Annotated in this window: 16 protein-coding genes and 2 tRNA genes; 8 read left to right on the top strand and 10 right to left on the bottom strand. The window is 53.9% G+C overall.

The features are described from left to right. Positions 1 to 5: 5 nt before the first annotated feature. From FRY97_RS12080 to gap, 3 genes are all read right to left on the bottom strand, one after another. The gene (locus FRY97_RS12080) at positions 6 to 1,907 is read right to left on the bottom strand and encodes a hypothetical protein (RefSeq protein WP_147167794.1); all 1,902 of its coding nucleotides are present in this window, start codon (positions 1,905 to 1,907) and stop codon (positions 6 to 8) included. A 230-nt stretch (positions 1,908 to 2,137) separates the two neighbouring features. After that, the gene (locus FRY97_RS12075) at positions 2,138 to 3,340 is read right to left on the bottom strand and encodes a phosphoglycerate kinase (RefSeq protein WP_147167793.1); all 1,203 of its coding nucleotides are present in this window, start codon (positions 3,338 to 3,340) and stop codon (positions 2,138 to 2,140) included. Positions 3,341 to 3,470: 130 nt separating this feature from the next. Continuing rightward, positions 3,471 to 4,469, bottom strand: a complete 999-nt coding sequence (gap, locus tag FRY97_RS12070) for a type I glyceraldehyde-3-phosphate dehydrogenase (RefSeq protein WP_147167792.1) — start codon at positions 4,467 to 4,469, stop codon at positions 3,471 to 3,473. Positions 4,470 to 4,905: 436 nt separating this feature from the next. On the opposite strand from gap, the gene FRY97_RS12065 reads away from it, so the two are divergent. From FRY97_RS12065 to FRY97_RS12055, 3 genes are all read left to right on the top strand, one after another. Then, positions 4,906 to 4,977 (top strand) — tRNA-Glu (locus FRY97_RS12065). Between the two features lie 33 nt (positions 4,978 to 5,010). Next, positions 5,011 to 5,082: transfer RNA gene (locus FRY97_RS12060), tRNA-Glu, on the top strand. Positions 5,083 to 5,385: 303 nt separating this feature from the next. Then, positions 5,386 to 8,850 carry a T9SS type B sorting domain-containing protein gene (locus FRY97_RS12055; RefSeq protein WP_147167791.1) on the top strand — a complete coding sequence of 1,155 codons (3,465 nt, stop codon included), beginning with the start codon at positions 5,386 to 5,388 and terminating at the stop codon, positions 8,848 to 8,850. Positions 8,851 to 9,205: 355 nt separating this feature from the next. Here FRY97_RS12055 and FRY97_RS12050 read toward each other — a convergent pair whose 3' ends face one another. From FRY97_RS12050 to FRY97_RS12030, 5 genes are all read right to left on the bottom strand, one after another. Next, the gene (locus FRY97_RS12050) at positions 9,206 to 9,820 is read right to left on the bottom strand and encodes a TIGR04282 family arsenosugar biosynthesis glycosyltransferase (protein WP_147167790.1); all 615 of its coding nucleotides are present in this window, start codon (positions 9,818 to 9,820) and stop codon (positions 9,206 to 9,208) included. After that, positions 9,813 to 11,183: an HlyD family secretion protein gene (locus FRY97_RS12045; protein ID WP_147167789.1), complete on the bottom strand. Its 1,371-nt coding sequence runs from the start codon at positions 11,181 to 11,183 to the stop codon at positions 9,813 to 9,815. Before FRY97_RS12045 ends, FRY97_RS12050 begins: the two co-directional genes overlap by 8 nt. A gap of 48 nt (positions 11,184 to 11,231) precedes the next feature. Further along, positions 11,232 to 12,671 carry a TolC family protein gene (locus FRY97_RS12040; protein WP_147167788.1) on the bottom strand — a complete coding sequence of 480 codons (1,440 nt, stop codon included), beginning with the start codon at positions 12,669 to 12,671 and terminating at the stop codon, positions 11,232 to 11,234. A gap of 232 nt (positions 12,672 to 12,903) precedes the next feature. Continuing rightward, a complete protein-coding gene (locus FRY97_RS12035) occupies positions 12,904 to 14,235 on the bottom strand; it encodes a type IX secretion system plug protein (protein ID WP_170254616.1) in 1,332 nt (443 codons plus the stop codon). 73 nt (positions 14,236 to 14,308) lie between these two features. Then, positions 14,309 to 14,944: a DNA-3-methyladenine glycosylase gene (locus FRY97_RS12030; protein WP_211356860.1), complete on the bottom strand. Its 636-nt coding sequence runs from the start codon at positions 14,942 to 14,944 to the stop codon at positions 14,309 to 14,311. A 370-nt stretch (positions 14,945 to 15,314) separates the two neighbouring features. Between FRY97_RS12030 and FRY97_RS12025 the strand changes: the two genes are divergently transcribed. Further along, positions 15,315 to 17,789: a T9SS type A sorting domain-containing protein gene (locus FRY97_RS12025; protein WP_147167786.1), complete on the top strand. Its 2,475-nt coding sequence runs from the start codon at positions 15,315 to 15,317 to the stop codon at positions 17,787 to 17,789. A gap of 206 nt (positions 17,790 to 17,995) precedes the next feature. Here the strand turns inward: FRY97_RS12025 and guaB are convergent, their stop codons facing one another. Next, on the bottom strand, positions 17,996 to 19,477 hold the full coding sequence (gene guaB / locus FRY97_RS12020) for an IMP dehydrogenase (RefSeq protein ID WP_147167785.1): 1,482 nt from the start codon (positions 19,475 to 19,477) through the stop codon (positions 17,996 to 17,998). Between the two features lie 95 nt (positions 19,478 to 19,572). Between guaB and FRY97_RS12015 the strand changes: the two genes are divergently transcribed. Beyond that, positions 19,573 to 20,016 (top strand): nucleoside deaminase, encoded by a 444-nt coding sequence (locus FRY97_RS12015; protein WP_147167784.1) that lies wholly within the window; start codon positions 19,573 to 19,575, stop codon positions 20,014 to 20,016. Positions 20,017 to 20,113: 97 nt separating this feature from the next. Next, a complete protein-coding gene (locus FRY97_RS12010) occupies positions 20,114 to 20,650 on the top strand; it encodes a hypothetical protein (RefSeq protein WP_147167783.1) in 537 nt (178 codons plus the stop codon). Positions 20,651 to 20,655: 5 nt separating this feature from the next. Here FRY97_RS12010 and FRY97_RS12005 read toward each other — a convergent pair whose 3' ends face one another. After that, a complete protein-coding gene (locus tag FRY97_RS12005) occupies positions 20,656 to 21,303 on the bottom strand; it encodes a protein-L-isoaspartate(D-aspartate) O-methyltransferase (protein WP_147167782.1) in 648 nt (215 codons plus the stop codon). 400 nt (positions 21,304 to 21,703) lie between these two features. Here FRY97_RS12005 and FRY97_RS12000 point away from each other — a divergent pair, with 400 nt between their 5' ends. Together FRY97_RS12000 and FRY97_RS11995 are read left to right on the top strand one after the other, a co-directional pair. Further along, positions 21,704 to 22,495: a DUF4349 domain-containing protein gene (locus FRY97_RS12000; protein ID WP_147167781.1), complete on the top strand. Its 792-nt coding sequence runs from the start codon at positions 21,704 to 21,706 to the stop codon at positions 22,493 to 22,495. A gap of 619 nt (positions 22,496 to 23,114) precedes the next feature. Then, on the top strand, positions 23,115 to 26,315 hold a 3,201-nt coding region (locus tag FRY97_RS11995), incomplete at its 3' end, for an Ig-like domain-containing protein (RefSeq protein WP_170254615.1).

Below are 26,315 nucleotides of genomic sequence, written 5' to 3'. Positions count from 1 at the left end.
CCTTTTTAGCGGTTGTTCCCTTCGTTGGGCGGTGGAGCCTGCTTTTCCATAGGGTAGGCTAGCGGGGCGGGCGGCGTTTGCGGGGCGGGCTCTGCATTGGGCAGGCCATTTCGCGTAGCAGTGGGGCTGTTCTCAATAGGGGTATTCTCAGCGGTAGGCTGCTCTTCCGGCTTTACAATATCCTTAATGACAGGGAAGCGCACAATGCCCTTGATGGGGCGCACGCTCGTTATGCCGGTCCTAGCGCTTTCCAAGTGGATGTCGAGGCTCAGGTTGTAGCTCTGCATCGCAGTATTGTCAATGCGCTCCAAGGGGTAAGTCTCTTGGGTCTCAAGGGTCACATAGAACTTTTTGCGGTGTTTATCGGGCTCGACGCTGACGATTTTGACGTTCATGTTCTTATCGCTCCTTCTGACGAGCAAGTTGCCGATGTAGGGGTTGGCATCGAAATTGACCGGGTTGTAGCGGTCTTCAATTTCGATGGCAAATTTCCACTGGAAAGCAAATTCCCATCCATCTTTTTTGGTGAGGTCAAACCGGCCGTCGGCTACGCCGGCAATAGGGTGGGAGCTGGTTTGTATCTCTTCGTCAATATCGAAATAGAGGTATTGCCCCCCAACGGGCTCTTTGCTCCGGATGCGGTACCGGGCATTCAGTTTGCTAGGGCGTTTTTCGACGGGCCCATCAAAATTGGCAGACAATGGGCGGCCAGTAATGGTAAAGCGGCAGCCGCCGGTCTGGCTTTCTGCATCGTAGTAATGCTCTGCGGCCAGGCTGGGGGTGCCGTCGTAAACACCGGGCTGTACCGACTCGATGGCCCAAAAGTTTTGGGTCATACCTTCCGGTATGCCTTCTACGATGAGGAAATGTTTGTGCTCAATACCTTCAATCATGAGGGGGAGATCTTGTGCGCGCTGAAAGACCGGGTTGATCCCCTGCAAGTAGGCCTGCACCTCTGCAGGCCCGGGCAGAGGGCTGAACAGTTGCCATTTATCCCTCGGGTAGTCGAACTCGGTATAGATGATGGTTTCCCAATCTGTGCCGGCGAAATTGGCCTGCCCCGCTTTGCCAAACCCCAGGCTGGCATTCAGGTGGGCGGGCAGTGGGCCGTTGAGGTTGAGCCCGCCTTCCATTTCGATCCGGTAATTTTCTTCTGCAGAAGTCAGGTGCTTGAGCATGACCCCCTCAAATTCTCTAAGGTAGTAGGCGTTGCCGATGTACTCGGGATAGTCTTGATAAAAGCGCCAGAGCTTCAGCATGGCTTCTGTGGTGCGGTAATCATTGGCTTCGAGTACGAACCGGAGGGGGGAGGAAAAAGCCCCGGAGAGCGCAATTACCGACGATTCTCTGCGGTGGTCGGTGTCAAGGGCGGCCTGAAAGGCCGCATAGGGTGGCTGTACACCGGCTTCCAGAGCGGCGCGCAGGTAGCCGCTGCAGGTCTTGTGCATGAAGTAGGAATCAAAGTTTTCGTCTGGTTGTACAACAAACTGATTGGCCACACTGCTCAGGTTGAATACCCGGCTTGGGGCGTAGTCGATATCTTCGAATTTCCGCTCGATATCATCAGCGGTGAAAATGTAGTAGAGCAAGCCTCCCCCGCGGATGTCCGCCATTTCGACATCAGTGCGCAGATCGCGCCGGCCGAGGAATTTGCTGATGTCTTCAGGCACGTAGTCGCGCCGGCCAGCAGGAGAGGAGAAGCCGCAGTACTCACAGTGCTGTTTGAAAATCCGCTGCAGGGCGTAGCCCAGGCTCATCCGAGCGTAGCCACGTTCCGGCGGCCAGTTCTCCCGCCTCATGTCTTCGAGCTTTTTCTGGTAGCGGTCGATGCGCTGCGCATGGCTTTCAGGGAGCGCGAAGGCAAGAAATAAGGCCGTCAGGAGCAGTAGAGAAAGTCGTAGGGTCATGTCAGTTACAAGTTGCGGTCAACTAAGCAAAGAGGGTGCAGAGGGCTCATCTTGAATTGGCCTGGCATTGCCCTCTTTGGGGCATCAGCTTTTTTATGGCGGAAAGGCCAGTATCTGCAACGTAAAATACTGGCCGGAAGTTATACCTGCAAGCCAAAAAAAGCCATACCGGCAGGTATGGCTTTTCTGTGCAGACAATAAGGCTGAAGGCTTGCCCATTGGGGGCGTGGCTATCCGGTAATGGCTTTGATGCCCGGCAGCTCCTTGCCTTCCAGGAACTCTAGCATAGCGCCTCCGCCTGTAGAGACATAACTGACTTGTTCTGCCAGCCCCATTTGGTTTACTGCGGCGACAGAATCGCCCCCGCCAACGAGAGAGAAGGAGCCGTTGGCTGTGGCGGCAGCCACTGCCTCTGCAATGGTTTTGGTGCCGTTAGCAAAATTGGGCATTTCAAAGACGCCCATCGGGCCGTTCCAGAGCAGCGTCTTGGAGGCCATGATGGCTTGGGTGAACGCCTCCCGGGCAGCTGGCCCAATGTCGAGGCCCATCCACCCATCGGGTATATCTTGGCTGAGCGCCACCCGGTGGCTGGCATCATTGCTGAAGCCGTCGGCAATCACAGAGTCTTCAGGGAGCAGAAGCTGTACGCCCTTGGCTTTGGCTTTTTCTACCAGGCTGATGGCCAGCTCCAAGCGGTCGTTTTCTACCAGGGAGTTGCCAATCTGCCCGCCTTGCGCCTTCATGAAGGTATAAGCCATGCCGCCGCCAACGATGAGGTGGTCGACAAAGTCGATAAGGCGTTCGAGCAGCAATATTTTGTCCGATACTTTAGCGCCGCCGATAATAGCAGTCAGCGGGCGGTCCGGGTGGTGGAGCACTTTGTTGGCATTTTTGATCTCTGCTTCCATCAGGTATCCGAACGACTTGGCGTCTGTGCCAAAGTATTGGGCTACGGTCGTGGTGGAGGCGTGTGCCCGGTGGGCAGTGCCGAAAGCATCGTTTACATAAACGTCGGCTAGTGCAGCTAATGCTTGGGCAAACCCAGCATCCCCTTTTTTCTCCCCTTCGTTGAAACGGGTATTTTCCAAGAGGAGCACTTGCCCGGGCTGCAGTGCAGCTGCCATTGCGGTAGCTTGTTCGCCTACGGTTTCGGGGCAAAACGCTACGGTTGTGCCCAATAGGCTAGATAAATGTTGCGTGACGTGGCCCAGGGTGAATTTCTCACGGTCGATGCTGCCATCTTCCTTGAGCTTCTTCAGTGGGCGGCCCAAGTGCGACATCAGTATGGCGGAGCCGCCTTGTTCCAGGATGTGTTTTAGGGTAGGGAGGGCTGCCCTGATCCGGGTATCATCCGTGATTTTGAAATCTTTGTCGAGGGGTACATTGAAATCGACCCTTACAAGAGCTTTGCGGCCTTTGAAGTTGAGTTGCATACGGGGCTGGTTTGTGGAGGTAGGAAGAAAATAAGGGGCTGCGGCAGCCGTAGGCGGCACCGGAATGGGGACAGCCACGGCTGCCAGAGGTTTCCTCTGCCCGCCGTGGCTGTAGCCTTTTTCTGAAACCCTACTTGGTCAGGATCAAGTGGGCTAGGTCAGCAAGGCGGGCGGAGTAGCCTGCCTCGTTGTCGTACCAGCTCACCACTTTCAACATCCTGCCGTTGACTTCAGTCATGAGGCTGTCGAAGATGGAAGAGTGTGGGTTGCGGACGATATCGCTGGACACGAGAGGGTCTTCGCTGTACTGCAGCACACCTTTCATTGGGCCTTCAGCGGCAGCTTTGAATTTGGCGTTCACCTCTTCAGCAGTGGCCTCTTTTTCAGTAACGACGTTAAGCTCGATCATGGAGCCGGTCACGACAGGCACCCGTACAGCGATAGCAGAAAGTTTACCTTTGACAGCAGGAACCACCTTGCCAGTGGCAGAAGCTGCCCCAGTGCTCGTGGGTACGATATTGAAAGCAGCTGCCCGCGCGCGGCGCAGGTCGCTGTGGGGGGCGTCCTGAATATTTTGGTCAGAAGTATAGGCGTGCGTAGTCGTCATAGACCCTACCTCGATGCCCCAGTTTTCAGTTATGATTTTGGCAACAGGCGCCAGGCAGTTGGTGGTGCAGGAAGCATTAGAGAAAACGTTGGCGCGGCGGTCCAGCTCGTCATCATTTACGCCAAGTACAATCGTTTGTACGTCGCTGCCTTTGGCAGGCGCTGAAATGACCACGTCTTTTGCGCCAGCTTTCAGGTGCAGCCCCGCTTTGTCCTTTGAGCGGAAAATGCCCGTACACTCTAGGACCAAGTCTACGCCCAAGTCTGCCCATGGCAGTTCTTCCGGGTTGCGTACCGCATAGGCGTTGATGCGCTTGCCGTTGACGATGAGGGCGTCTTCAGTAGCTTCCACTGTGCCGTCAAAAGGCCCCTGCGCAGAATCGTACTTCAGCAGGTGGGCAAGCGTATGATTGTCTGTCAGGTCATTGATCGCAACGACTTCGATGCCTTCTTTTTGCAGGAGGTTGCGGAAAGTCAGTCTTCCGATACGGCCAAAGCCGTTGATTGCAACTTTTTTTGCCATGGTTGATTCGCAGTTTTGTAATTTTTAGAACAGGAGTAGTACTGCGGCAGGAGCTGAAGCTTTTCAGGTAGAGGTGCCCTGCTGAGTATTACTTAGTGTAAAAGTAACAATAATTAATTCCTCCTGTAGCTTTTTTTAGAAATTTCCTTGTTGATGAACCAATAGAAACCGTATAAAGTTGGAATTCCTGTGTGGGTAATCCAATTTTAAAGCCCATCAAAAGGGGCGATATGCGATTGTAGAAAAAAAACACATTTCTATTTGGCATTATCTTGAAAATGCGTTTATATTTGCATCGCTTTTGAAGAAAGGCACAAGTAGGACAGCGCTAAAGCGCCCACGCTTGACAATAGGATGGCAAAAGAGCTGAAAAAAAGCTTTTGAATGTTACAAGTAAGCATTAGCTTTGCAATCCTTTAAATATTAGAGTGCACATGGCCCGTTCGTCTAGGGGTTAGGACGCCAGATTTTCATTCTGGTAGCACGGGTTCGAATCCCGTACGGGCTACTACAAACCACTGCACACTAATATTTAAACCCCGGCCCGTTCGTCTAGGGGTTAGGACGCCAGATTTTCATTCTGGTAGCACGGGTTCGAATCCCGTACGGGCTACAAAAGCAGTACATACATTGAGTTATGTGCTGCTTTTTTTATTTTAGCACTTGCCAAAAGCGTTCTATTGCCTATCTTTGAGCGAGCAGCCATCTCCAAAATCTGCCCACAGCTGATAACAAATCCTTCCTGATTTTAGCGAAATGTAAAAGGGCAGACCATGCCCTTGCCCACACAATCTGCACCCTGAATAGATTTATTGCCAACTTCACATCATCCTGGCCAGCGGCCCCTGATGTGTGAACAACTCCATTGCCCCGGTGCTGTCTGCAGGCCCGGATCAAAAAACCAATTTAAGGAAACATGAAATCTTTATCCCTGTGCTTGTTGCTGTGCTGTAGCTTTTCCGCTGCGTTTGCCCAATTCAATTTAGAAGTCATTGTGCTCGGTGCCGAGGTGGAGACGAGCTGCACCGATTTCCTTTCTGCCCCAGACCCGCTTTGGCAGGTAGAAGTCAATGGGCAAGGCCGGCTGACTTACCCTTTACAAACAGACGGCTGCTTCAACGCCCTGCCCAATCTGCAGTACAATGAGCCTTACGCTTGTGGCGATGCCCTCCCTACGGAGGTGCAAGTCTGTTTCTACGCATTCGAGAACGACCCCATCATCCCTTTTGGCTGTATCATTTCCCCCGATTGCCTGGAACAAGCCTGTGCCCCTTTTGCTGTGCCTGCTCATGGAGATACGGTTTTTTATACCTTGCCTTTGCCTTCCTCAGGGGCGACTACGGGGGAGCTGTCTTTTGCAGTAACGGTATCCGGGCCCGGGAACAACGATCTGCCCTGCGATGCGGTAGGGCTCGGCCTGCTTGTGCGGGGAGATACGATAGGGGATGCTGGGCTGGGGCAGTTCAGCAACCTTTGCGCCAACAATCAGAATGAGCCTGACCCTGCAGACGAGGGCGCAGGGTTCTCTAATCAGAACGGGGTGTGGTTTGAATTTACAACCGGCCCAGATATAGGCAGTGTCCTTTGGATCGAAGTTTTGGGAGACCCAGAAGGTACAGGGGACAACTTCGACGCGGAAGTCGCTGTCTACCGTTCAGACAATGGCAATTGCGACGGCAGCCTCGAACTGGTCAGCTGGTCGGCTCCAACCGACCGCACCGATGTTTACATGCGCTTGTCCTGCCCTGAGCCCGATACCCGGTACTTTGTGCTGGTAGATGGCGCTTTCAGCAGCCCGGGCTCTGAGGAAGGTGTTTTTGGCATTTCGCTCAACAGTACAGACGTTGACGAGGCACCGGACAACCGCTGTGATGCGCTCAGCCTCGGGGCCGTGCCTACAGGAGGGGCTGTTGCTACAGGCCAGCCTTACAGCAATTTTTGCGCTACCAGCGTGGGCGACCCCTTTAGCCCATCCTTCGTTGTTCAGGCCTCCGTTTGGTTCTCCTTTCAGGCTCCGCCTACGGGCCATGTGCTGATCGAGGCCATAGCTGATACGCTGACACAGCCGCTTGGGGCGCAGCTTTCCCTCTACCGCCCTTTTTCTACCTGCAGCGGTTTCTTTCAGCATATCGCCAGCAATTATACTTTCGAGGATAGGGACGAGTCGTTGCAGGTCAGTTGCCTCTATCCTGGAGAGACGTATTATGTCTTGGTAGACGGGGACGGCGGTTTTGGCAGGGGGATTTTCTCCCTACAGGTGTCAGACGCAGGAGATATCACCCCAAGGACAACCGTTGATACTACGATTTGTGCAGGATCGGCCTACGAGGTGGGCAGCTCTACCTATACGCAGGCAGGCACCTATTCCGATACCCTTAGCCTGTTTCAGGGGTGCGATAGCATCGTAATGACCAACCTGACCGTGCTAGAGCCTATTGTGCTGAATATCGAACAGTTGCAGCCTGGGGTAGGGGAAGGGAATGCCAATGGCATTGCACAGGCGAGCGCTTCAGGTGGCGCAGGTGGCTATACTTTCTCCTGGTGCAACGGCACCTCCGGGCCGCTGAATGAATCCTTGGTAGGTGGTATAGCGTGCTGCCTGACCGTAACGGACAGCCAAGGGTGCACCACAGATACTTGTTTTACGCCTGACCTGCTCAACAACATTTTGCCTACCGTTTTGGTAGAAGATGCCCTTTGCCAGGGCAGTGCCACAGGCACGATTTCTTTTTCAGTCCTTGGCGGCCTGGCCCCCTATGACTATACGTGGGCGCCGGCTGGCGTTGGGGCTGGCGGCACTGGTATATTGGCCGCAGATAACGAAGTGGCAAGCCTTGCCGGGCTGGGGGCCGGAGCCTATTCGCTTACGGTAACAGATGGGATTTTGGATACTGTTTTTACGGTAGAAGTCCAGGAGCCGGCACCGTTGGCGATTGTTCTGGAGGAATCGGCCGGGGCCAGTTGCTTTGGTTTTTGTGATGGCCGCCTGCAAGCTTCGCCAATTGGTGGGGTGCAGCCGTACAGTATCGAGTGGGAAGGCGGAGGGAATGGGCCGTCGGCAGAGGGGCTGTGTGCAGGAAGCTATGCCCTTACGGTAACAGATGGGAATGGCTGTGTTGCAGATACGTTTTTTGCCGTGCAAGAGCCAGCCGAGCTGATCGGTACAGTGGAGGTCTTACAGGAGGTCTCCTGCTTTGGTGGGGGCGATGGCCGGCTTGCTGTGAGCGGGAATGAAGCGCCTTTGGTGTTTGAGTGGTCCAACGGCGGGGCAGCGGCCATTATAGAAGGGCTGTCAGCTGGCACTTACGAAGTAACGCTGACCAACGCCTCGGGCTGCCAAGATACCCTACAAGCCTTTTTGCCGCAGCCTGTGGCCCCGTTTACAGCCGATATAGCTTTGGCAGCAGCCATCAGCTGCTCCGGCGATTCGGACGGCGCATTGGAAGCCTTGCCCGGCGGCCCCTTTCAATCCGTGGCTTATACTTGGTCAAATGGAAGTGGGGGGGCTCAGGTCAATGGGCTTGCTGCGGGCGCCTACGGGCTTACCCTTACCAATGAAAGGGGCTGCCGGGATTCTGCCGTGTACAACCTTTCAGAGCCAGGGCCGCTGCAGCCGGTGGTATCTGTAGTGGACATCACCTGCCTGAGCCCGGAAAATGGCGGGGTGATCAATTTCGATACGGTAGTGGGCGGCACACCGCCATACGAGTACGCTGTCGATGGGGTGCTGTTTGCTTCATCTCCTAAGTTGGCTGGGCTTTTTGCAGGGGTGTACACTGTTGTTGTCCGTGATTCAGCCGGTTGTGAGGCCGAGTTGGAACAGCTGGTCGCCCCTGCGCCCGAGCTATTGGTTTTTGCTGGGCCGGACGAGGAAATCCGGCTGGGCGACACGGTAATATTACAGGCCCAGGCCAGTTCAGCTACTGCCGTATTTGAGTGGGCTGCGCAGGACAGTAGCGGGCTTTTCCAATCTGCCTCAGAGTGGGGGGTATCGCCTAAGTTGAGCACTTTGTACCGGGTAGTGGCCGTGGACACAGTGAGCCAGTGCCGGGCGGAAGATGAGGTCTGGGTCCGGGTCAGCAAGGAGCGGCAGGTATTTCTCCCCAATGCTTTCAGCCCGAATGGGGATGGGCAGAACGACGAGTTTTTGGTATTTGCCGGTAATGATGTCGCGGAGGTAGGCTACCTGAGGGTGTTCAGCCGGGGCGGCCAAATGGTATTTGAGGGCAAAAACCTTGATCCTAACGTTAACGCGGGCGGCTGGGATGGCAATTTCCGCGGGCAGCAAATGCCAGCCGGAGTGTATGCTTTCGTTGCAGCGGTTAGGTTTAAAGACGGGGAGACGGAGGTGTACAGTGGGGAGGTGGTCTTGATGCGCTAAGCGCATGCTTGGAGCCCGTTCCTCTTACGAATCAAGGATGGGGCCTGCCTAGCTTGCTTCGCGTGATGGCCCTGCCCCTGCCGTAAGGATGGGGGGCCTGCCCCTGCCAGCGGGCAGGTGCCGCTATGCTGCGGGGCTCGCTATCCGCTCGGCCCTATCGGGCTTCCCACCCCTTCGCAGCGCTAGGCCGATTGCCAGCCTAAAGCCCGAAAAGCTTAAACGCCTGCGGTATTTGGGTTTACGCCCATTTTCACTTAGCCCGTTAAGCTCAAATTCAGCGGCTTCGCCAAGGCCCTGCCGGCTATGCTGGCACAGCACATAAGTGACGAAAACGCTCCTGAGTTATCGGCCTTAATCATGCTGGGCCGATGTCCCAGCCATGCTTTTCCCAGTCTTCGGCAAAATCTATATCGGAGAGGGCAGGGACCGTATCGTAGGTGCGGTTGAGCTGCCGAATACGGCCTACGGTATCCTGGAACACCTTTTCCGTGCTCCAGGCCATGCCTGTAAAAAGTTCGGGAGAAGGCGTTTTCATCCCCAACAAGTAATAGCCGCCATCGAGAGCGGGGCCAATGACGTAGTCATGATGGGCGAGCTTAGCAAAAGCTTCTTCCAGGATTTGAGGCTCGATTTGTGCGATATCGCTTCCGACGATTACTGCTTTTTCAGCTTTGGCGAGGGCTGTGCAAAAGCTGTCGTGCATACGTACCCCGAGGTCCGGGTCTTCAGACTGTAGGCGCTTGTCAAATTCCTGTTCTGGCCAGCCATCATTTTGAGCTATAGCCTGGCTGTAAAAAAGGAAGCGCTGGGCATCTACCGCGAGAGCAGTATCCCTTGTCTTGGTGAGCAGGGCTTTATAAATACGCAGGGCCCGGTCTTCACCGAGTCCCTGCGCCAAACGTGTTTTTACTTTTCCTTTTTCCGGGTTCCGGATAAATATGATCAGTGCTTTATCAGCAGGTTTATTCATCGCTTTTGTTGTAGAGTTCATCCTCGGATACCACTTGAACAGATTTGCCGCTCTTTAGTTTCCGGGCTACTGCAGCGTAAGGGCCAGTGACAATCTCTTCTCCGCCTTCCAGCCCGCTAAGGATCTGAATGTAAGAGTCGTCTTGGATACCGGTGCGGACTTCCTGCATGGCTACGGTATCATTTTTGATAAGGAATACAACTTCCAGCAGGTCGTCTTCGCCAATTTCTTGTGCCTCCCCTTTCTTAGCGTCCTCTTTTTCCCGGGTAGTCACGGCTTGGATAGGGACAGTGAGAATGCCCTTAGCTACTTCTGTCCGGATATCGACAGAGGCAGACATGCCCGGGCGGAAAGGGTAGGGCTTTTGAGGGGAGATGAGGTCTTTGTAAGAAGCCGGGTCGATATTGATGCGTACCTCGAAGTTGGTCACTTGGTCGCTGGTCAGGGAAGTTGACGCGGCAGCGTTGGTAGAGGAGTTGGCAATTTGTGTGACTTTGCCTTTGAAGATGCGGTCGATGTAAGCATCTACTTCAATAGCGACTTCGTCCCCTACTGTTACCCGGGGGATATCGTTTTCACTGACCTCCACCCGGACTTCCATGGCATTCAGGTTGGCAATGCGCATCATTTCTGTACCTGCCATTTGGATGGTGCCAACAACGCGCTCGCCCTCTTCTACATCGAGGCGGGAAACGATGCCGCTCATAGGGGCAAAAATTTCGGTCCTTCTCAGGCTTGTCCGCAGCTCTTTGAGGCTGGCTTCAGCGCTTTCCACAGAAAAGGCGGAAGCCCGTGCACTTTCTTGAGCAGCTTTGATATTGGCTTCTGCGGATTTGAGGTTGGCTTCCAGCCCCCGGAAGTTGGATAGAGACTGCTGATAGTCTGCTTCAGAGATGACGCCCTGCTCGTAGAGCTTTTCATTGCGTTGGTGAATTTCCCGGGCATTGGCCAGCTGTGCCTCTATCTGTTCTTTTTGGGCTTTGAACTGCTCGATCTGCGACTTTGCGTTCGCCAATTGGGCTTTAGCGCTATTGACACTGGCCACGCCCCGCTCTACCTGTGATTCGAAGGCATCAGGGTCGATACGGGCCAAGAGCTGTCCAGAGACTACAGAGTCCCCTTCTTCGATCAGCAGCTCGACGATTTCCCCGGAGACATCCGAGCTGATTTTGACTTCGGTCTGTGGGAATATTTTCCCACTGGCCGAAACCTCTTCTGTTATGGTGCGTTTTTCGCAAGCCTCCGTTATCACTTTCTCACCTTTGGGCTTGCTCTTACTGCGCCAGACAGCCACTGCAACAAGGATGGCAATGAGCCCTAGTAATCCGAATATTAGTTTGTTGTTTCGTTTTGACTTAGCCATAATGATGATGGTTCAAGTTGGTTATTGAAGTGAAAGAAGGGGCGCGGGTTAGTTGCTGTTGAGTTTGAGCTCTTTGCCGAGGTAGAAATCTACCGTTTTGAGGTTGAAGATGAACTGGTACTTGGCCCGGATGGCATCTGTGCGCGCACGGTCGAGTGTGTTTCGGGCAGTGGTGTACTCTAAGGTGTTGATAGCACCGAGGTCGAAGCGTTGCTCTGCATTTTCGAATGCGACAGCAGATGCCTCTACAGCCCGTTGGGCCGCTTGGTAATTGTTGTACGAGGCCCGGGTATCTGCAATAGCGCGCTGCACGTCTGTTTTGAGCTGCTGATTGATTTGCTCACTTGCGGTTTCTGCCCGGAGAGCGCCCACCCGTGCCCGCTCCACATTAATCCGGTTGGTATTCCGGCTATAGATAGGGATGCTGAGGTTGACGCCGACGACCTGCCCGAAGTTTTGGTCGAGCTGGTCCGGATAGGAAATCTGCTCAAAATCTACAGGGACGGTAGATTCAAACTCAATGACGACCGGGTTGCCATCGATAAAGACCGTTTGTGGCACAAGCAGCGTTTCCGTGATGGGCCGGCTAAAAGCTGAGGAATAGTTGGAGTTGAGGTTGGCGAAGACCGCAAGGCTAGGGAGGAAGCCGCTGCGGGCGATTTTTTCGCCAAACTGTGCGCTTTCCACACGGAGTTCAGCGGACCTTACCTGCGGTTGCGTTTGCAAAGCAGCCAGGTAGACTTTGTCGAGGTTGAGCACGTCTGGGCTGACTGCTTCTGGCGCTTCGATAAATTCTGGGCGTACGATTTGCAGTTGCTCTTCGGGGGGCAGCTGGAGGAGCTGTTTTAGGTTCAAGTACCCTATGGCTACCTGGTTCTCTGCTTCTATGATGGCCTGCTCGTTGACAGCGATCTGGGAGAGGAAGTCCAGGCGGTCGTTCTCCGGCAGTGAGCCGGCGTCGATGAGCTTATCGGTCTGGCTCAATTGTTCCTGAGTCAGCTCCAGGTTTTTTTTGGCATTTGCCAGCTGCTCTTCTGCCAAAAGGATACTGAGGTAAGTACTGGCTACGCTGAGGGCGATATCATTGCTACTGGCTTTGGCATCGAGCCGGGCAGCCCGTGCATTGACTTGGCTCTGTTGTATGGAGTTGTGTATCGCTCCGCCGTTGTAGAGGCTGACGGAGGCATCTAGGGAGTAGCTATTGAAGCCAATGCGCTGGTTATTGAAGGTGTTGGTGGTCGGGTCAATGGTACGGCCAAACTGATAACCGGCCCTGCCGTTGGCGCTCAGGGTAGGCATCCGGCTAAAACGGTCTTGCTCCAAGTCGAGCTCTGCATTGCGGATATCGTATTCTGCTAGTTTTAGGGTAAGGTTGTTTTGCTGGGCGTAGGTAATACATTTTTCCAATGACCATGCGGGGCTCTGCGCCTGCACAGCCAAAAAACCGGCAGCAAAAAGGAAAGTGGAAGTCAGTTTTTTTAGCATCATCTTGGTTTGGCATTTGACAGCCTGTTGGCTGAGGAAGTCGGGTTCAGCCCCTATGTGGAGCTTAACTTTGGAATACCCAGCAATATTAACAGGCCTTTGCCAAATAGCAAGATAAATTATATCAAGTTGGGCTAATCTCGGATAAACGTAAACATATAACTTGGAAAGCCGTCAGTGGCTGCCGCCCGGCTGTAGATACCCTTTAAAACCGGGCATTCCCTCTATGTTGCGCTCATAAAGTAGAGGTGAAAGTCACGGCTCCAACCGCCTGATCGTAGCGGCTGCCGTAGGGGCGGTAATAAATGATGATGGTATACTCATTGATGGTTTCATCACTGTGGCCTTCGATAAGGCCGACATCAAGAGGGCCCGCCTGAGGCTTGTTCCGGTTGTTGCTCTGCCTGGGCAGTGCAGCGTACATATAGTCATAGTAGCCCTGCTTGAGGATGGTCCACCCGGTATACGCTTCCAGTTTGGGGTCGTATTCCAAGCGGTACTGCGCTTTTGGCTGCCAGTCGGTAAAGGCGCCAAAGAGGTAAATGTCGTACCCGGGCAGGGGAGGGGAGCTGAGGGCAAAGGAAACATCCGCATATTCAGCGTAGAGCTGATCGAGCTCATAGTCTTCCTGCCGGTCTCGCCCTCTGTTCTGGTCGTTGGTCTCCACGATGAAATTGCCGTTGATGTCCTCAAAGGTAGTATAAGGCAACTGATCCCTGCGGTTGTCCGCTTTCATCTCTACTACGTAAGACTGTTCTTCTTGCCTTACGGAGGCGACATTGAAGGAGACCCGCCGGAAGCTCCGCAGGTCTGCATAGCGGAATTCCTTCCCGCCTGGGAATACGACCTCGTCTTGGTAATCGAAAATCATGAGCTCTGGCCGGATGAACTTGGGCACTACTCCGGTGATGGCGTTGTCCCATCTTCCATTTTGCATGATGGTCGCGGTGATCTCTTGTTGCGGGTTCTGAATGCGGAGCTGTTTGTGCGCGACGTTGAAGTCAATTTCCTGATGGGTACGCAGCTTGCTCACATTATTGGCGCGCAGGAACCTAGGGGAAATGCCAACTTGTTGGTCCACGACAACGAACCGGCGGGTAATGACGAGCTCCCGGTTATTGGATTCATCATAAACCAGTAGAAGGTAGTTGCCAGAGAGCCGCCACCTCATGTCCCGGTTGGGCAGCTTAAGGGTGTAGTGCGTATAAGGCCAAAGGGTTTTGAAGGAAAAGTCGTACTGCTGTATGCGCTCCTCTGCGAACCCATCCAGGTATTCCATTTCCTGTAAGTTGGAAGGCTGCCAATTGCGGTCGCAATGCACGATGCTGTAGAAATAGTCTTTAACATCAGCGTCCAGGTCGTCAAAAGTAAGTTCGAGCTTAGCTGCGCTGTTGAGGTCGATGATAGGGGAGGAGAGCACAAGCCCATCTATATGAAACTGCACAGAGCGGATGTGGTCGGCATAGACATAGTCTATATTTTTCAGGCCTGCAGGATTGTTCTGGCCCTGGAGGTGAGCAGCGAAGTTAAAAAGGAGAAGGAGTAAGGTCCTTGTTGGAAGTTTCATAAAGCGAGTTTTCTGCATAGGGTAGTAAAAAATCCGGTTCCATAACGCAAAAAGGAGCGGTTGAATTGCCGCGTTACCGGCTCAGCCAAGGGCTCTGCTTTATAGTGAAGCGCCAAGGCCAGGCTGCGCATTCTTCAGCATAGCCTACGCCAATCCTGGGGCTGCGCGCGATAGCGGTTTCAGTTGGGAGGGCGGAGCCCCACTCCAGCCATACAGGGCTATCGGCCGCTGCCAGGTCTGCTCCTGAAAGTGCTGTGGTGATGCCCATGGCTTGGGAGAGCATGCCCGGGCCTGCCGTAAGCCGTTTTTGCACTTTTTCCATCCCTCTGCGCTTCAGCATGTGGCCATGGGAGCAGGGAAGCGGTTCGAGCGCTCGGATCAGTACAGCATCAGCTTGCCCCGCCGGGCCTGTTACAATATTGAACAGATGGTGAATGCCATAGCAAAGGTAAACATAAGCGTGCCCTCCTTGCCCGAACATCACCTCAGTGCGGGGCGTGCGCTTGTTGCCGTAGGCGTGGCAAGCTTTATCATCGCTGCCGCGGTAAGCTTCCACTTCAACAATACGCCCCCTGGCCACTATGCCGCCTATGGAAGTAGCGAGTATGTGCCCAAGCAGCTTGTTGCTGGCTTGGAGGACATCTGCTTCCAGGAAAAAAGAACGCGGTATGCGTTGTGGCAAGGTTGGCGTCATCCGTTGAAAAGGCAAAGGTCAAAGACAAATTTAACTAAATAATCGGGCCAAGCTGAATTCCTGAGCCCTATAGTTTTTAGGGAACTTTGTCGGTTTGCTTGCAGGGAAAAAAAGCTGTAGAGGGAGAATATCCCATAAACAGGCTGTATTTATGCAGGCTAGCACAGTCTATCTGGCCTTATGGCTATCAATAGGCTTGATGTGCCGGGGTCATTGCAGGGTTGAAATGGCGCTTTCCTGCCCGTACTATGCCTTTTTCAGTTACTTAGCTTAGGCTAAGCTCCTAAGAAAAGCCGGCGCGTGGTTGAGCACAGCTCATTTTTCCTACTGCACTGGCCCAATGCATCAAGTCCAATCCTTTTCACCTAATTAATTAATTGCACCTATGATTGCAAAACATTACCGATTATTGCTTTTCGCAGCCGTCTGGCTGCTGGGCACACCTTTAGCCCATGCACAGGATTGCGCTGTCGGCGCACTTCAGAATACCGGGGTGGTCACGCTTAGCTGTGACGATACCGGTGTTTCCTCTTTTGATATCGGCGTAGAAGATGCCAATGTCATTCCTGAAGGGGGAGGCTTTGGCTACCGTTTCATCCCTGGCACTACCGGGAGCGGCGCGTTGGGCGGGACTTTCACCCTTACAGGCGCAAGCATCACTGCCAACTATGATGCAGACTTGAACGGCATACTTAGTGCCAACAATTTCCCTCCGTTCAGCGGGGTGTGGACCATCAAGGCGGTGGTCTATTCTGACGCAGGCAGCGCATCTAGCACCATCTGTGCGACCACAATGGATTCACTCGTCGTGGAGTTCACTCCTTTCATTGTGTCTTTGACAGACAATGGCGACGGGTCTGCGACTGTAGTTGCAGATGCTGGCACTGAGCCCTATTCCTACGTTTGGTCTGATGGGCAGACAACTGCCACCGCTACTGGCTTGGAAGAAGGCATCTACACCGTGACGGTTACTGATGCAACAGGCTGCAGCGTTGTATCTGGCGAGCTGGGCATTGGCGACGTAGTGACCTGCGCGGCGGGTGTCCTGACGACTACCGGAGAAGTGGCAGTATGCCCGGGCGAAAGTGTCGACCTGGCTACTGACGGGATGGATGTCATCCCTGGCACTGGCGGCTTCGGCTGGCAGTTTTCTGATGTATTGGGCGGCACAGGTGGCATCCCTGGCGTATTCAACCTCACTGGCGCAAGCACTCCGGCTTCCTATGATGCTGGCCTAAACGGTATCCTCGCGGCCAATAACCTGCCTGATCTGGGAGGCTTATGGGTTATCCGTGCAGTGGTCTACGAAAACGCAGCGAGCCCATCTGGCTCTATCTGTTCCGTATCTGAAGACTCTATCATTGTCAACTTCATCACTGATGCGGTAGGCATCGATTCGCTGGTAGACAATATGGACGGCACCGTGACGGCATTTGCAAGCGGCGGCGTAGAGCCTTACGCCTACACTTGGTCTGATGGCCAGACTACGGCAACCGCTACTGGCCTGATGGAGGGTGTGTACACCGTTACCATTACAGATGATAATGGCTGTGCTACAGAAGGTACTATCGAAATTGGCGGCATGCCTATGGAGCCTTGCCTGGACTGGGTCGCTCCTACTGATACTACGGGCTGGACCGACTTCAACTCTACTTTTGGAGGAGCGCCTTGCGACGACGGCACCGGCTGCCCGTTCAACGAGATTACGACTTTTGAAGTATTCGCTTCTGAAGCTTACAGCGTGGACAACTTCCAAGCTGGCGGCACTTATACATTCAGCATGTGCAATGGCCCTGGCGCAGGTACCTGGGTACCTGAGTTTACTATTATCAACCCCAACGGGGAGGTAGTTGCCTTTGGCGCTGGCGATGGAGACGGATGCTCTATTACTTGGACTGCTGATGTGGAAGGTACTTACCTGATTGTCATCAATGAAGCTGGCGCTTGTGGCGGTGGAGAGAACACCGGGGTAGGCAATGGCTTCCCTGCACTGACCTGCGTTGACGGTACTACGATGTGCGAAGAAGAGGCCTGCTCTGTTGCTCCAATGCTCAGCACTGGCGAAGTGGCTGTATGTAGCGAGGAAGAAACCTTTATCCTTGAGGCAGGTGAAACCTCAGAGGTGCCTGCTGCCGGCAGCTTTGGCTGGGTATTTTACAGTGACCTTGGCGGCACCGGCGCGCTCGGTGGCACCTTTATCCTTACTGGCGCAGACCCTAATTCAGAATACGATGCAGACCTCAACGGTCTGCTCAGTGCCAACAACTTCCCTCCATTCCAAGGGACATGGGTCATCAAGGCTGCGGTCACGGCCAACACGGCAGGTGGGCAGGCTTTCGCCAATATCTGCGAGGTTTCTGCAGACTCCCTTATCGTCAATTTCGGCACAGCGCCAATTATCGACGAGCTGGTAGCTGGCAATGGTACTGCTACCGTAACGGTCAGCGGCGGAGTGCCTCCTTACACTTACGAGTGGTCTGACGGGCAAACGACCCCTATGGCTACCGACCTGGAGGATGGCGAGTACACGGTCACCGTTACCGATGCTAATGGCTGTACGGTTACGGGCACTATTCAGGTTATGGTAAGCGTAACCGAGATTGAAGGCTTATCGGCTTACTACCTCGGGCCTAACCCTACTTCTGGAGCAGTAGATTTCTCTCTGCAGCTGGAAGAGGCTTCTGAAATCATCCTGACCATCACGGATGTAGCAGGCCGAGAGCTCCGGCAGATCCACCTTGGGCAGACGGCAAAAGTGCAGCAGCAGCTGGACTTCTCCGCCTACGGCAGTGGTGTGTACATGGTGCGCGTACAAGCTGGCCAGGGAGAAATGACCAAGCGCGTTGTGGTGACGAAATAATCAGGGTTTCCTGATCTCTAAGAGCGTGTTGGGACTTTGGTCTTCTAGTCGAAAAAGTGTCCCGCTAGCTTAGCGGGACAGACCGATTACTAAAGTTCCAACACGCTCTAAACCATATACCTAAAAGAGAAGGGGCTTCTGGCGAATTGCCGGAAGCCCCTTCTCAACTAATGAGCCGTTGTGTTCAGGCTCTTTATTGCGGCCGCTTAACGGCGGCTGTAGTTGGGCGATTCCTTAGTGATGGTGATGTTGTGCGGATGGCTTTCCAGTATGCCCGAACCGGAAATCTTAACGAACTGCGCTTTCTGCAGATCGGCAATGGTCTGTGCCCCACAGTAGCCCATGCCTGCGCGGAGCCCGCCCAAGTATTGCACCATGACTTCAGCCACCGTCCCCTTGTAGGGCACCCTGCCCTCTATGCCCTCAGGCACCAGTTTTTTGATATCGTCTTCTACATCTTGGAAGTAGCGGTCTTTGGAGCCCTGCTCCATGGCGCCCAAGGAGCCCATGCCGCGGTACACCTTGAATTTGCGGCCTTCGTAGATGATGGTCTCACCGGGGGCTTCTTCCACTCCTGCGAAAAGGCCGCCGGCCATGATGGTGCTGGCACCGGCAGCGAGCGCTTTAACGATGTCGCCGGTATAGCGGATGCCACCGTCGCCAATGATAGGCACGCCCAGGTCTTTCACCGCCTGATAGGCATTGTGGATAGCGGTGAGCTGAGGTACGCCTACGCCAGCTACGATACGGGTGGTACAAATGGAGCCTGGGCCCACCCCAACTTTAATGGCATCTACGCCAGCTTCGGCCAAGGCGCGGGCGCCTGCGCCAGTTGCCACATTGCCGCCTATGACTTGTACGTCCCGGAAGGTGTTTTTGACCTCTTGTACTGCGCGGAGCACACCTGCTGAGTGGCCGTGGGCGGTATCTACGATAACGACGTCTACGCCTACTTTAACCAAAGCCTCCACCCGGTCCATGAGGTCGTGGGTAACCCCAACGGCTGCACCGACGACCAGCCTGCCGAGGTGGTCTTTGCAGGAATTGGGGTAGTTTTTGACCTTCATGATGTCCTTGTAAGTAATGAGGCCTACGAGCTTCCTGTTCTCATCTACAACAGGCAGCTTCTCGATTTTGTGGCGCTGTAGGATGTCACGAGCCTGCTCCAGTGTAGTGCCCACCGGGGCGGTGATCAGGTTTTCGCTAGTCATCAGCTCGCTTACCGGGGCGTTGAACTCCTTTTCGAACCGAAGGTCCCGATTGGTCAGGATGCCGGCGAGGATCTGCCCTTTGCCGACGATAGGGATGCCCCCGATTTTGAACCGCCTCATCAGCTCCAGGGCATCGCCAACGCTTGCGCTCGCCTCCAAGGTGACCGGGTCGACAATCATCCCGCTTTCTGAGCGTTTCACGCTGCGCACCTGTTCGGCTTGCTCTGCGATAGTCATATTTTTGTGGATGATACCGATGCCGCCCTGCCGGGCAATGCTGATCGCCAGCTTGTTCTCCGTAACGGTATCCATTGCAGCAGAGACAATGGGCGCGTTGAGGCGTAAGTCTTTGGTAAATTGAGTGGATACATCGACTTCCCGTGGTAGGACCTCTGAGTAAGCAGGAACGAGAAGTACATCATCGAAGGTGAGCCCTTCGCCTAAAAATTTGTCTTGAGCTGTTTTCTGTATTTCCATGCGCAAAGGTAAAGAATTTGGTTTCAAAAAGAAAAGGCTATCCCGTAGGGAAATGGAAAAAAAGCTAGTTGGCCGGTACATGTTATATTTGAGGTATGATAAAGGTTTTTACAGACGAATATTTCATGGAAAAGGCGCTGCAAGAAGCGGAGGAGGCCTTCGCTGCGGGCGAAATACCCGTCGGTGCTGTGGTGGTGGCCCATAATCAGATCATTGCCCGGGCCCACAATCAGACGGAGCTCCTGAACGACGTTACGGCCCACGCTGAAATGCTAGCGCTCACAGCTGCCGCCAACCATTTGGGCAGTAAGTACTTAAGGCAGTGCACCTTGTACGTCACCCTTGAGCCCTGCGTGATGTGCGCAGGGGCTTTGCAGTGGGCACAGTTGGGCCGGCTGGTGTATGGTGCTGCTGACGAAAAACGCGGTTATCTCCGTCAGGGGAATGGGCTGCTGCACCCCAAAACAAGGGTAGAGTACGGTGTGCGCGAGGCGCAGTGCCAAGGTTTGCTGAAGGCTTTTTTCAAAGCGCGGCGCTGACCTTTAAAGTGGCCTTAAAAAGGGTTAATGGGGTTTTAAATTCCGGCAAGAGTAAGGTGCAGGGCTTATTTTGCATGCTCAGCAAAACCTTTGTTTGATGCAAAAATATTTGACGTTTGCCCTTCTGCTGCCATTGCTCTCCTCCTGCGGGCCTACCCTCAGCCCCTTTACACAACAGCTCTACGAGGAGAGCCGGTTCACACCTGAAGAACTGCAACAGGTCCAATTTTATCTTTCCAGCGACATTATACTGACCCGAGAGCTGACCGGCTCTAAAGCGGAGGTAGTATCTGGAGAAATCCGAATGATAGACGGGCGGCAGGTCGAACAGGTTGTGTTCCGGAAAGGGACCCCGGGAGTGGTACAGTTCTTTCCCGGAGAAGAGCGGCTGGCGGTCGCTTTTGAAGGCAATGGAGAGGGGCGCTACCTTATTTTTGGGCCCAACCCCAGTGTTTCCGGCCGCTATACCCTGAGGGCATCTGATTGGCAGCGGCGCACAGGGGTGGTGACTTATGAAGGTAAAAAGTGGCGCACTGGAGGGGAAGCTGCCCTGGCCACGCTGCTCATTGATCTGGATAAAGTGCGGCAGACGGATGTCCGCTCCAGAGTGGCAAGCGGGCGCCGGGTAGACTGATGGGCTTACTTGCGGTGCAGCCCTTTCAGAAAGGGCACAAATTGGAATTGCCCGAGCTCTTCCTGCTCATATTCATCGGCTGAAACGCGGGTAATCCTGAGCATAGACTGAGCGCCTTTGCCTACAGGGATGACAAGCTGGCCTCCCATCGTTAGTTGTTGGAGTAGGGGCGTTGGCACTTCAGGAGCCCCGGCCGTGACCAAAATTTTATCGAAGGGTGCAAATTCTGGGAGCCCTTTGTACCCATCCCGCCAATAGCAGCGGATGTTCCCTGGCTTGAGCTGAGCGATCAGCTGTTGTGCCCGGAGATAGAGGGCTTCCTGCCGCTCGACGGTGTACACGCGCGCGCCCAATAAAGCTAAGATGGAGGCTTGGTATCCGGAGCCGGTCCCTATTTCCAGTACCTTTTGCCTTTTTTGTACATTGAGGAGGCTGGTTTGAAAAGCCACCGTGTAGGGCTGTGAAATGGTCTGCTCATTGCCGATCGGGAAAGCTTTATCCTGATAAGCCCATTCTTCAAAAGCCTTGTCCAGGAAAAAGTGCCGGGGCAACACTTGCATGGCATCGAGTACGGCCTGGTCAGATATGCCTTTTTGCGCAAGCTCTTCGATGAGCTGCCGCCTAAGCCCTTTATGACGGTAAGTATCTTTCAAGAGGGATGAGGGTTGATGAGCAATTGCGGTGCGAAGGTAGCAAATATGTCTGCACTGCGGAAAGGGGCAGCGGGTGAAATGGGGACGCAGTGCAGCTGTGCGTAAACTGAAATACCGCAGGCGTTTATGCTTTTTGAGCTCTAGGCTGGCATTGGCCTAGCGCTGCGCAGGGGTGGCCGAAGGCCAGACCCGACGCCTGTAGGGCGAGGGGCCGAGCGGGCAGCGAGCCCCGTAGCATAGCGGCACCTGCCGTTTGGCAGGGGCAGGCCCCCTCACATTATGCAGGGGAAAAAGCGGCAATCTGGTTTTTGCCTGTACCGTTTATGCCGTAGATCATATATTTAGTGGCCGAGTTTGTGCATTCTGTTTTATCCCTGCATCTTGTCAGGAAAACCAAACGATGATGAAGCTGCTAACCACCTACTTTGCCCTATTCTTGGTGATCGTCATGAGCACTGCCTGCACGCAAGACGGGAGTCAATTTTCAGCACCTTCCTATGAAGCAAAAATGACGGCTGGGGAGTTCGATGCCCCCGATGAGGCCGAGTTGCCCGGGCGCAAGTTGATCCGGACGGCTGAGCTGCGCATGGAAGTGATTGATTTCCACCGAAAGGCTGAGGCGGCCAGGCAGCTAGTGCGCAGGGCAGGCGCTGAGATCGAAGAAGATACGGAAGAGCAATATGGCAACCGCTTGCAGCGCCAAATGGTTATCCGGGTCGCCCCGGAAAAGCTGGATAGCCTGCTTGATGAGCTGGCGGAGCTGGCAGAAGTTATTGAATCCCGTTCGGTCAGGCAGGAAGATGTGACCCGTCAGTACATCGATTTGGAGTCGCGCCTTTCTGCCAAGCGCGCGCTCGTAGCACGCTATGAGTCTTTGCTTTCAGCAGCCGTAAACGTAGGAGAGGTGATGGAGGTCGAGCGTCAGTTGCAGAGCGCCATCGCTGAGCTGGAGTCTATGGAAGGCCAGATGCGTTATCTCGAGCGTCAGGTGAGCTTAAGCAGTATCCGGCTGTCTATGTACGAACAGACCGCCACAGGGCTGGCTGAGCGTTCTTTTGGGCGGGAAGTGGCGGATGCCTTCCGCAGCGGCTGGGATTTGCTGCAGCAGCTTTTCTTAGGGGCAATCGGAGCTTGGCCCCTGTTGGCCATCGGATTGGCAGGGTTGATTTGGTGGCGCCGGCGCCGGCGTTAGCGCCTCTGGGCTTGGTTCAGTACTGAATTGTAGCAGCTGGCCTGTCTTTGGCTTTCGTAAGTCAGGAAGGTTGATGTTTGGTAAGATGGAAGGAGGGGGGTGTTTTTTAAATTGCTTATTTTTAGACAGTTAGGTGTTTTTTTGTATTAGCAAGCGCTTTTTTGTGTTTAAAGGATTGTTTGTGGTAAGCTAATAGTGTAACTTTGTAAATCGGAAGATTTGATTGGATGAGCTTAGCTACAGTATGTCAAGCCGTTCATCTCAGGTCTTTTCCCCTTAAAAAACAAGATGCGCTGCTAATCTGCCGGCGCATAGTCCCCCTTATAATTAAGAATGTGACAGCCCGCTGACTGCGGCAATCCCGAGCGTATGTCCTTTAGCAGAGGATACTTGCCCGGATGATTGTGCCAGACAGTCCTTGCTAAGGGCCTTGTAACGGTAAACCAAGGCTACAGAGGAAGTGAGCTGCCCATATCGGCAAATATGCACAACTTTGCCATTAGGCTATACCTGTTTGGCCTCTCCTCTGTGGGAGCATGAGCGTTTATAGTAGTGGGTGCCCGTCCTCGGAGTTTTTGCTTGGCACTAATATTGCACACTATAAACGACACAAACGCTCATGAAACAGCACCTAATGACGGGAGCTGCTGCAGCCGCAGCAGTTGTCCAAATGCCACGCCCCATTAATTGGTCTAGGCGAGGTAGATTATCTTTTCTTTCCGCACTTCTTGTTTTCCTGGCAACCTTCGGCCTGTCTGCGCAAATACCAGGAGCGTGCAACAACCCCATTTCTGGAAAAGGCGTCGTGGTAGACGATTTGTCCGCTGGGCTGATCAATCTCCTTGCGACCAACCCCAATCTGAACAACATTTTGGACGGCGACCTCAACAACTTCGCCGAATTTGCAGGCTTGGGCTCTATTGCGGTCGGCAATTTACAGCTGGTCAATGTAAAAGACGTAAACAACACCTATCCTGCAGGCCGTAGGACAGGCTTTGTCATAGAAGCTACAGGAGGGCTATTGTCCCTCGATCTGCTCAACGGACTGGCGATTCAGACTTCTCTGAACAATGTAGTACAGGAGACCGTCGCCATTTCGAATGGCAGTGGGGGGGGCATCAACCTGAGCCTGCTTTCTGCAGAGAATGCCGGCAGGCGCCGGGTCGACTTCCTCACCTCCCTTCCTTTTGACGAGGTCGCGCTTGTCAAAACCGGCCTGCTCAATACGGAGCTAGATGGGCTGCGTGTGTATTATGCTTATGAGGAGGTAGATGGCTGCGATTATGATTGCTCTACAGCTATCACGACAGCTAATTTCCCTCTGGCTTCGGTCTCTTCGGGCGGTGGCGGCCTGCTCGGGCTAGCTAGCTTTGGCCCTACGGCTAATGTTATTGACCCTGATACGACCAACTTTGCTACTTCAGCTATCGGGGTACTGGCAGCACCGTTCATTGAGGTGAACACAGGTACCTTGATCAGCGGAGGCAATGACGTAGGGTTTGTCATAGAGACGGCAGGCTTGTTGGGCACAGGCTTGCTCAACCTATCTCTGCTTGATGGAGTTACCATCACGACCTACTCTGTACTTGGCACACCCCTTGAAGTATTTGACGCGGGGTCTGGCTTAGCAAGTGTGGGGCTGTTGTCTGGCACCAACGTGGCATCTATCAGCTTCAAGACTACCCTGCCTTTCGCCAGTGTCAGGATAGCCTACCCTTCTGTTTTGAACCTATCCTCCAGGCGCGTATACTACGCTTTTGTCCGCTTTGACGATGATGGCGACGGCTTCCCCAATTGTGTAGACAAATGCCCTGGAGGCAGCGATGCACTCGATGCGGATGGTGATGGCGTGCCCGATGCCTGTGATATGGACTGCGCCCTCGCTCCCATCGCTCCGGTAAAAGTATGCCCAGATGGGCTGACGAGCACCGCACAGCTACCGGCCGCTGGCCCAGGGCAAGTGTGGTCTGCCGACCCTGGCAACCCTGCAGCTGCAACAATAGATAATAACGGCTTGGTCTCTGGGCTAACGGTTCAGGGGATATACTCCTTCACGCTCACAGACCCCAGCATCCCAGGCTGTTCGCAAACGGTTACAGTTGATTTCCGGCAGGCTTCTGTAGATACGGATTGCAACGACCCTGTATCTGGCCCGGGCACGATAGTGGGCAATTTGCCCGGCTGCACCCTGTGCGCAAGCCCTGATGCTGGAAACCTTACTGACGGAGACCTTTCTAATGCCGTGAGCACAGCCAGCTTGCTCAACCTTGGGCTGCTAGGCTCTGCCACACCTTTGATTTCCGTAGTGGATACTACCCAAATTTATCCAGGTGGCACTCGCGCTGGCTTCGTCGTACAGACAGGCGGGCTGTTGAATGCGGGCCTGTTGAGCGGTTTCCAGATCCGCACTTATTTAGATGGAGTGCCTGTTGAGGTTTCTGGTACAGGCGGCAGTTTACTGGGGGCAGATGCACTTGCCCCTTCAGGGCAACAGCGGGTTTCATTTGTCACCACCCTTCCTTATAATGAGATAGAAGTGGTATTACAGGGAGGCGTCCTTGATCTCGGGCTGTTGTCCACGGTTGACGTATTCTATGCTTTCGTAGAGCCGGTAAGCTGCCCGGGTGGCGATGGTGCGACGGATAATATTGCGGATACTTGTGGAGAGGTTTTTACTGCCAATTCCTTTTATTGCGCAAGCATCAATTACGCGCGTACACAGCTGCCACCCACTGCGTGTGTGGGCTGTTCTATCAGTTCTATATCAAACGTCATTGACGACGATCTGTCCAATGCAACACCTATTAACTTGTTGGTAGGGGCATTGGGCGATGCGAGTGTTTCCATACTATTGCCTGAGCCTATCCCTGCAGGCAAAGAAGCAGGGTTTGTTTACCGGATCGATGGCGGATTGCTTTCTGCCGATGTCCTAAACGGGCTGAGTGTCACTACTTACCTTAACGGCACAGTTAGAGAATCTGTGACCGGTGGTACGGGCTTATTGAACCTTGGGCTGTTGAGCGGCGGCTCGGGCAATGCTGCCATCAGCTTCCCCACTTCTCTTTCTTTTGATGAAATACAGTTTAGCATCAATGCTACAGTCGCTGCCGGTGTAGCGGCAGGCACCGTCAACCTGCTTTACGGTTTCGCTCGTGGCGATGAGGACGGCGATGGGGTGCCAGATTGCCTGGATAAGTGCTGTCTTGGGGATGATAACCTTGATGTTGATGGGGATGGTATCCCAGACGCTTGTGACAATAACCTGCCAATGGCAGTTGATGACATGGTTTCTGTGCCAGAGGATGCTGTTGATTTTGTGCTTAATGTTGTGGGCAACGATGACTTTGGGCTCGACGGGCCAGCTCTGGCTCCGATCTCTATAGTGACTGCTCCTGCCAATGGGATAGCTTCAGTTGATGACAATGGCACTCCTGCCAATCCAACTGACGATACCATATTGTATACGCCAGGCGGTGATTTTTTTGGTGTAGATAGCTTGGCTTACGCGATCTGTGATTTTGACGGAGATTGCGATACAGCTGTAGTCAGCATCATGGTGGAAAACATCAACGACGCCCCTGTAGCCAATGACGACACCGCCATGGTTGACGAAGATGGCCAGTTGATGGGCAACGTTGTGTTGAACGATATGGATGTAGACGGCCCAGATACTTTGATCACGCTGGTCACTGGCCCGATGAACGGCATGCTGACGCTGAACCTGGACGGTACGTTCACCTATACCCCGGACCTGGACTTCAACGGTATGGACACCTTTGAGTACTCCTACTGTGATGGGGGCACACCCGAGCTGTGCGAT

The organism is Phaeodactylibacter luteus (assembly GCF_007993045.1).
GTDB classification, from domain to species: domain Bacteria; phylum Bacteroidota; class Bacteroidia; order Chitinophagales; family Saprospiraceae; genus Phaeodactylibacter; species Phaeodactylibacter luteus.
Note: the sequence above shows the minus strand (reverse complement) of the source record. Positions and strands in the feature narration are given on the sequence as shown.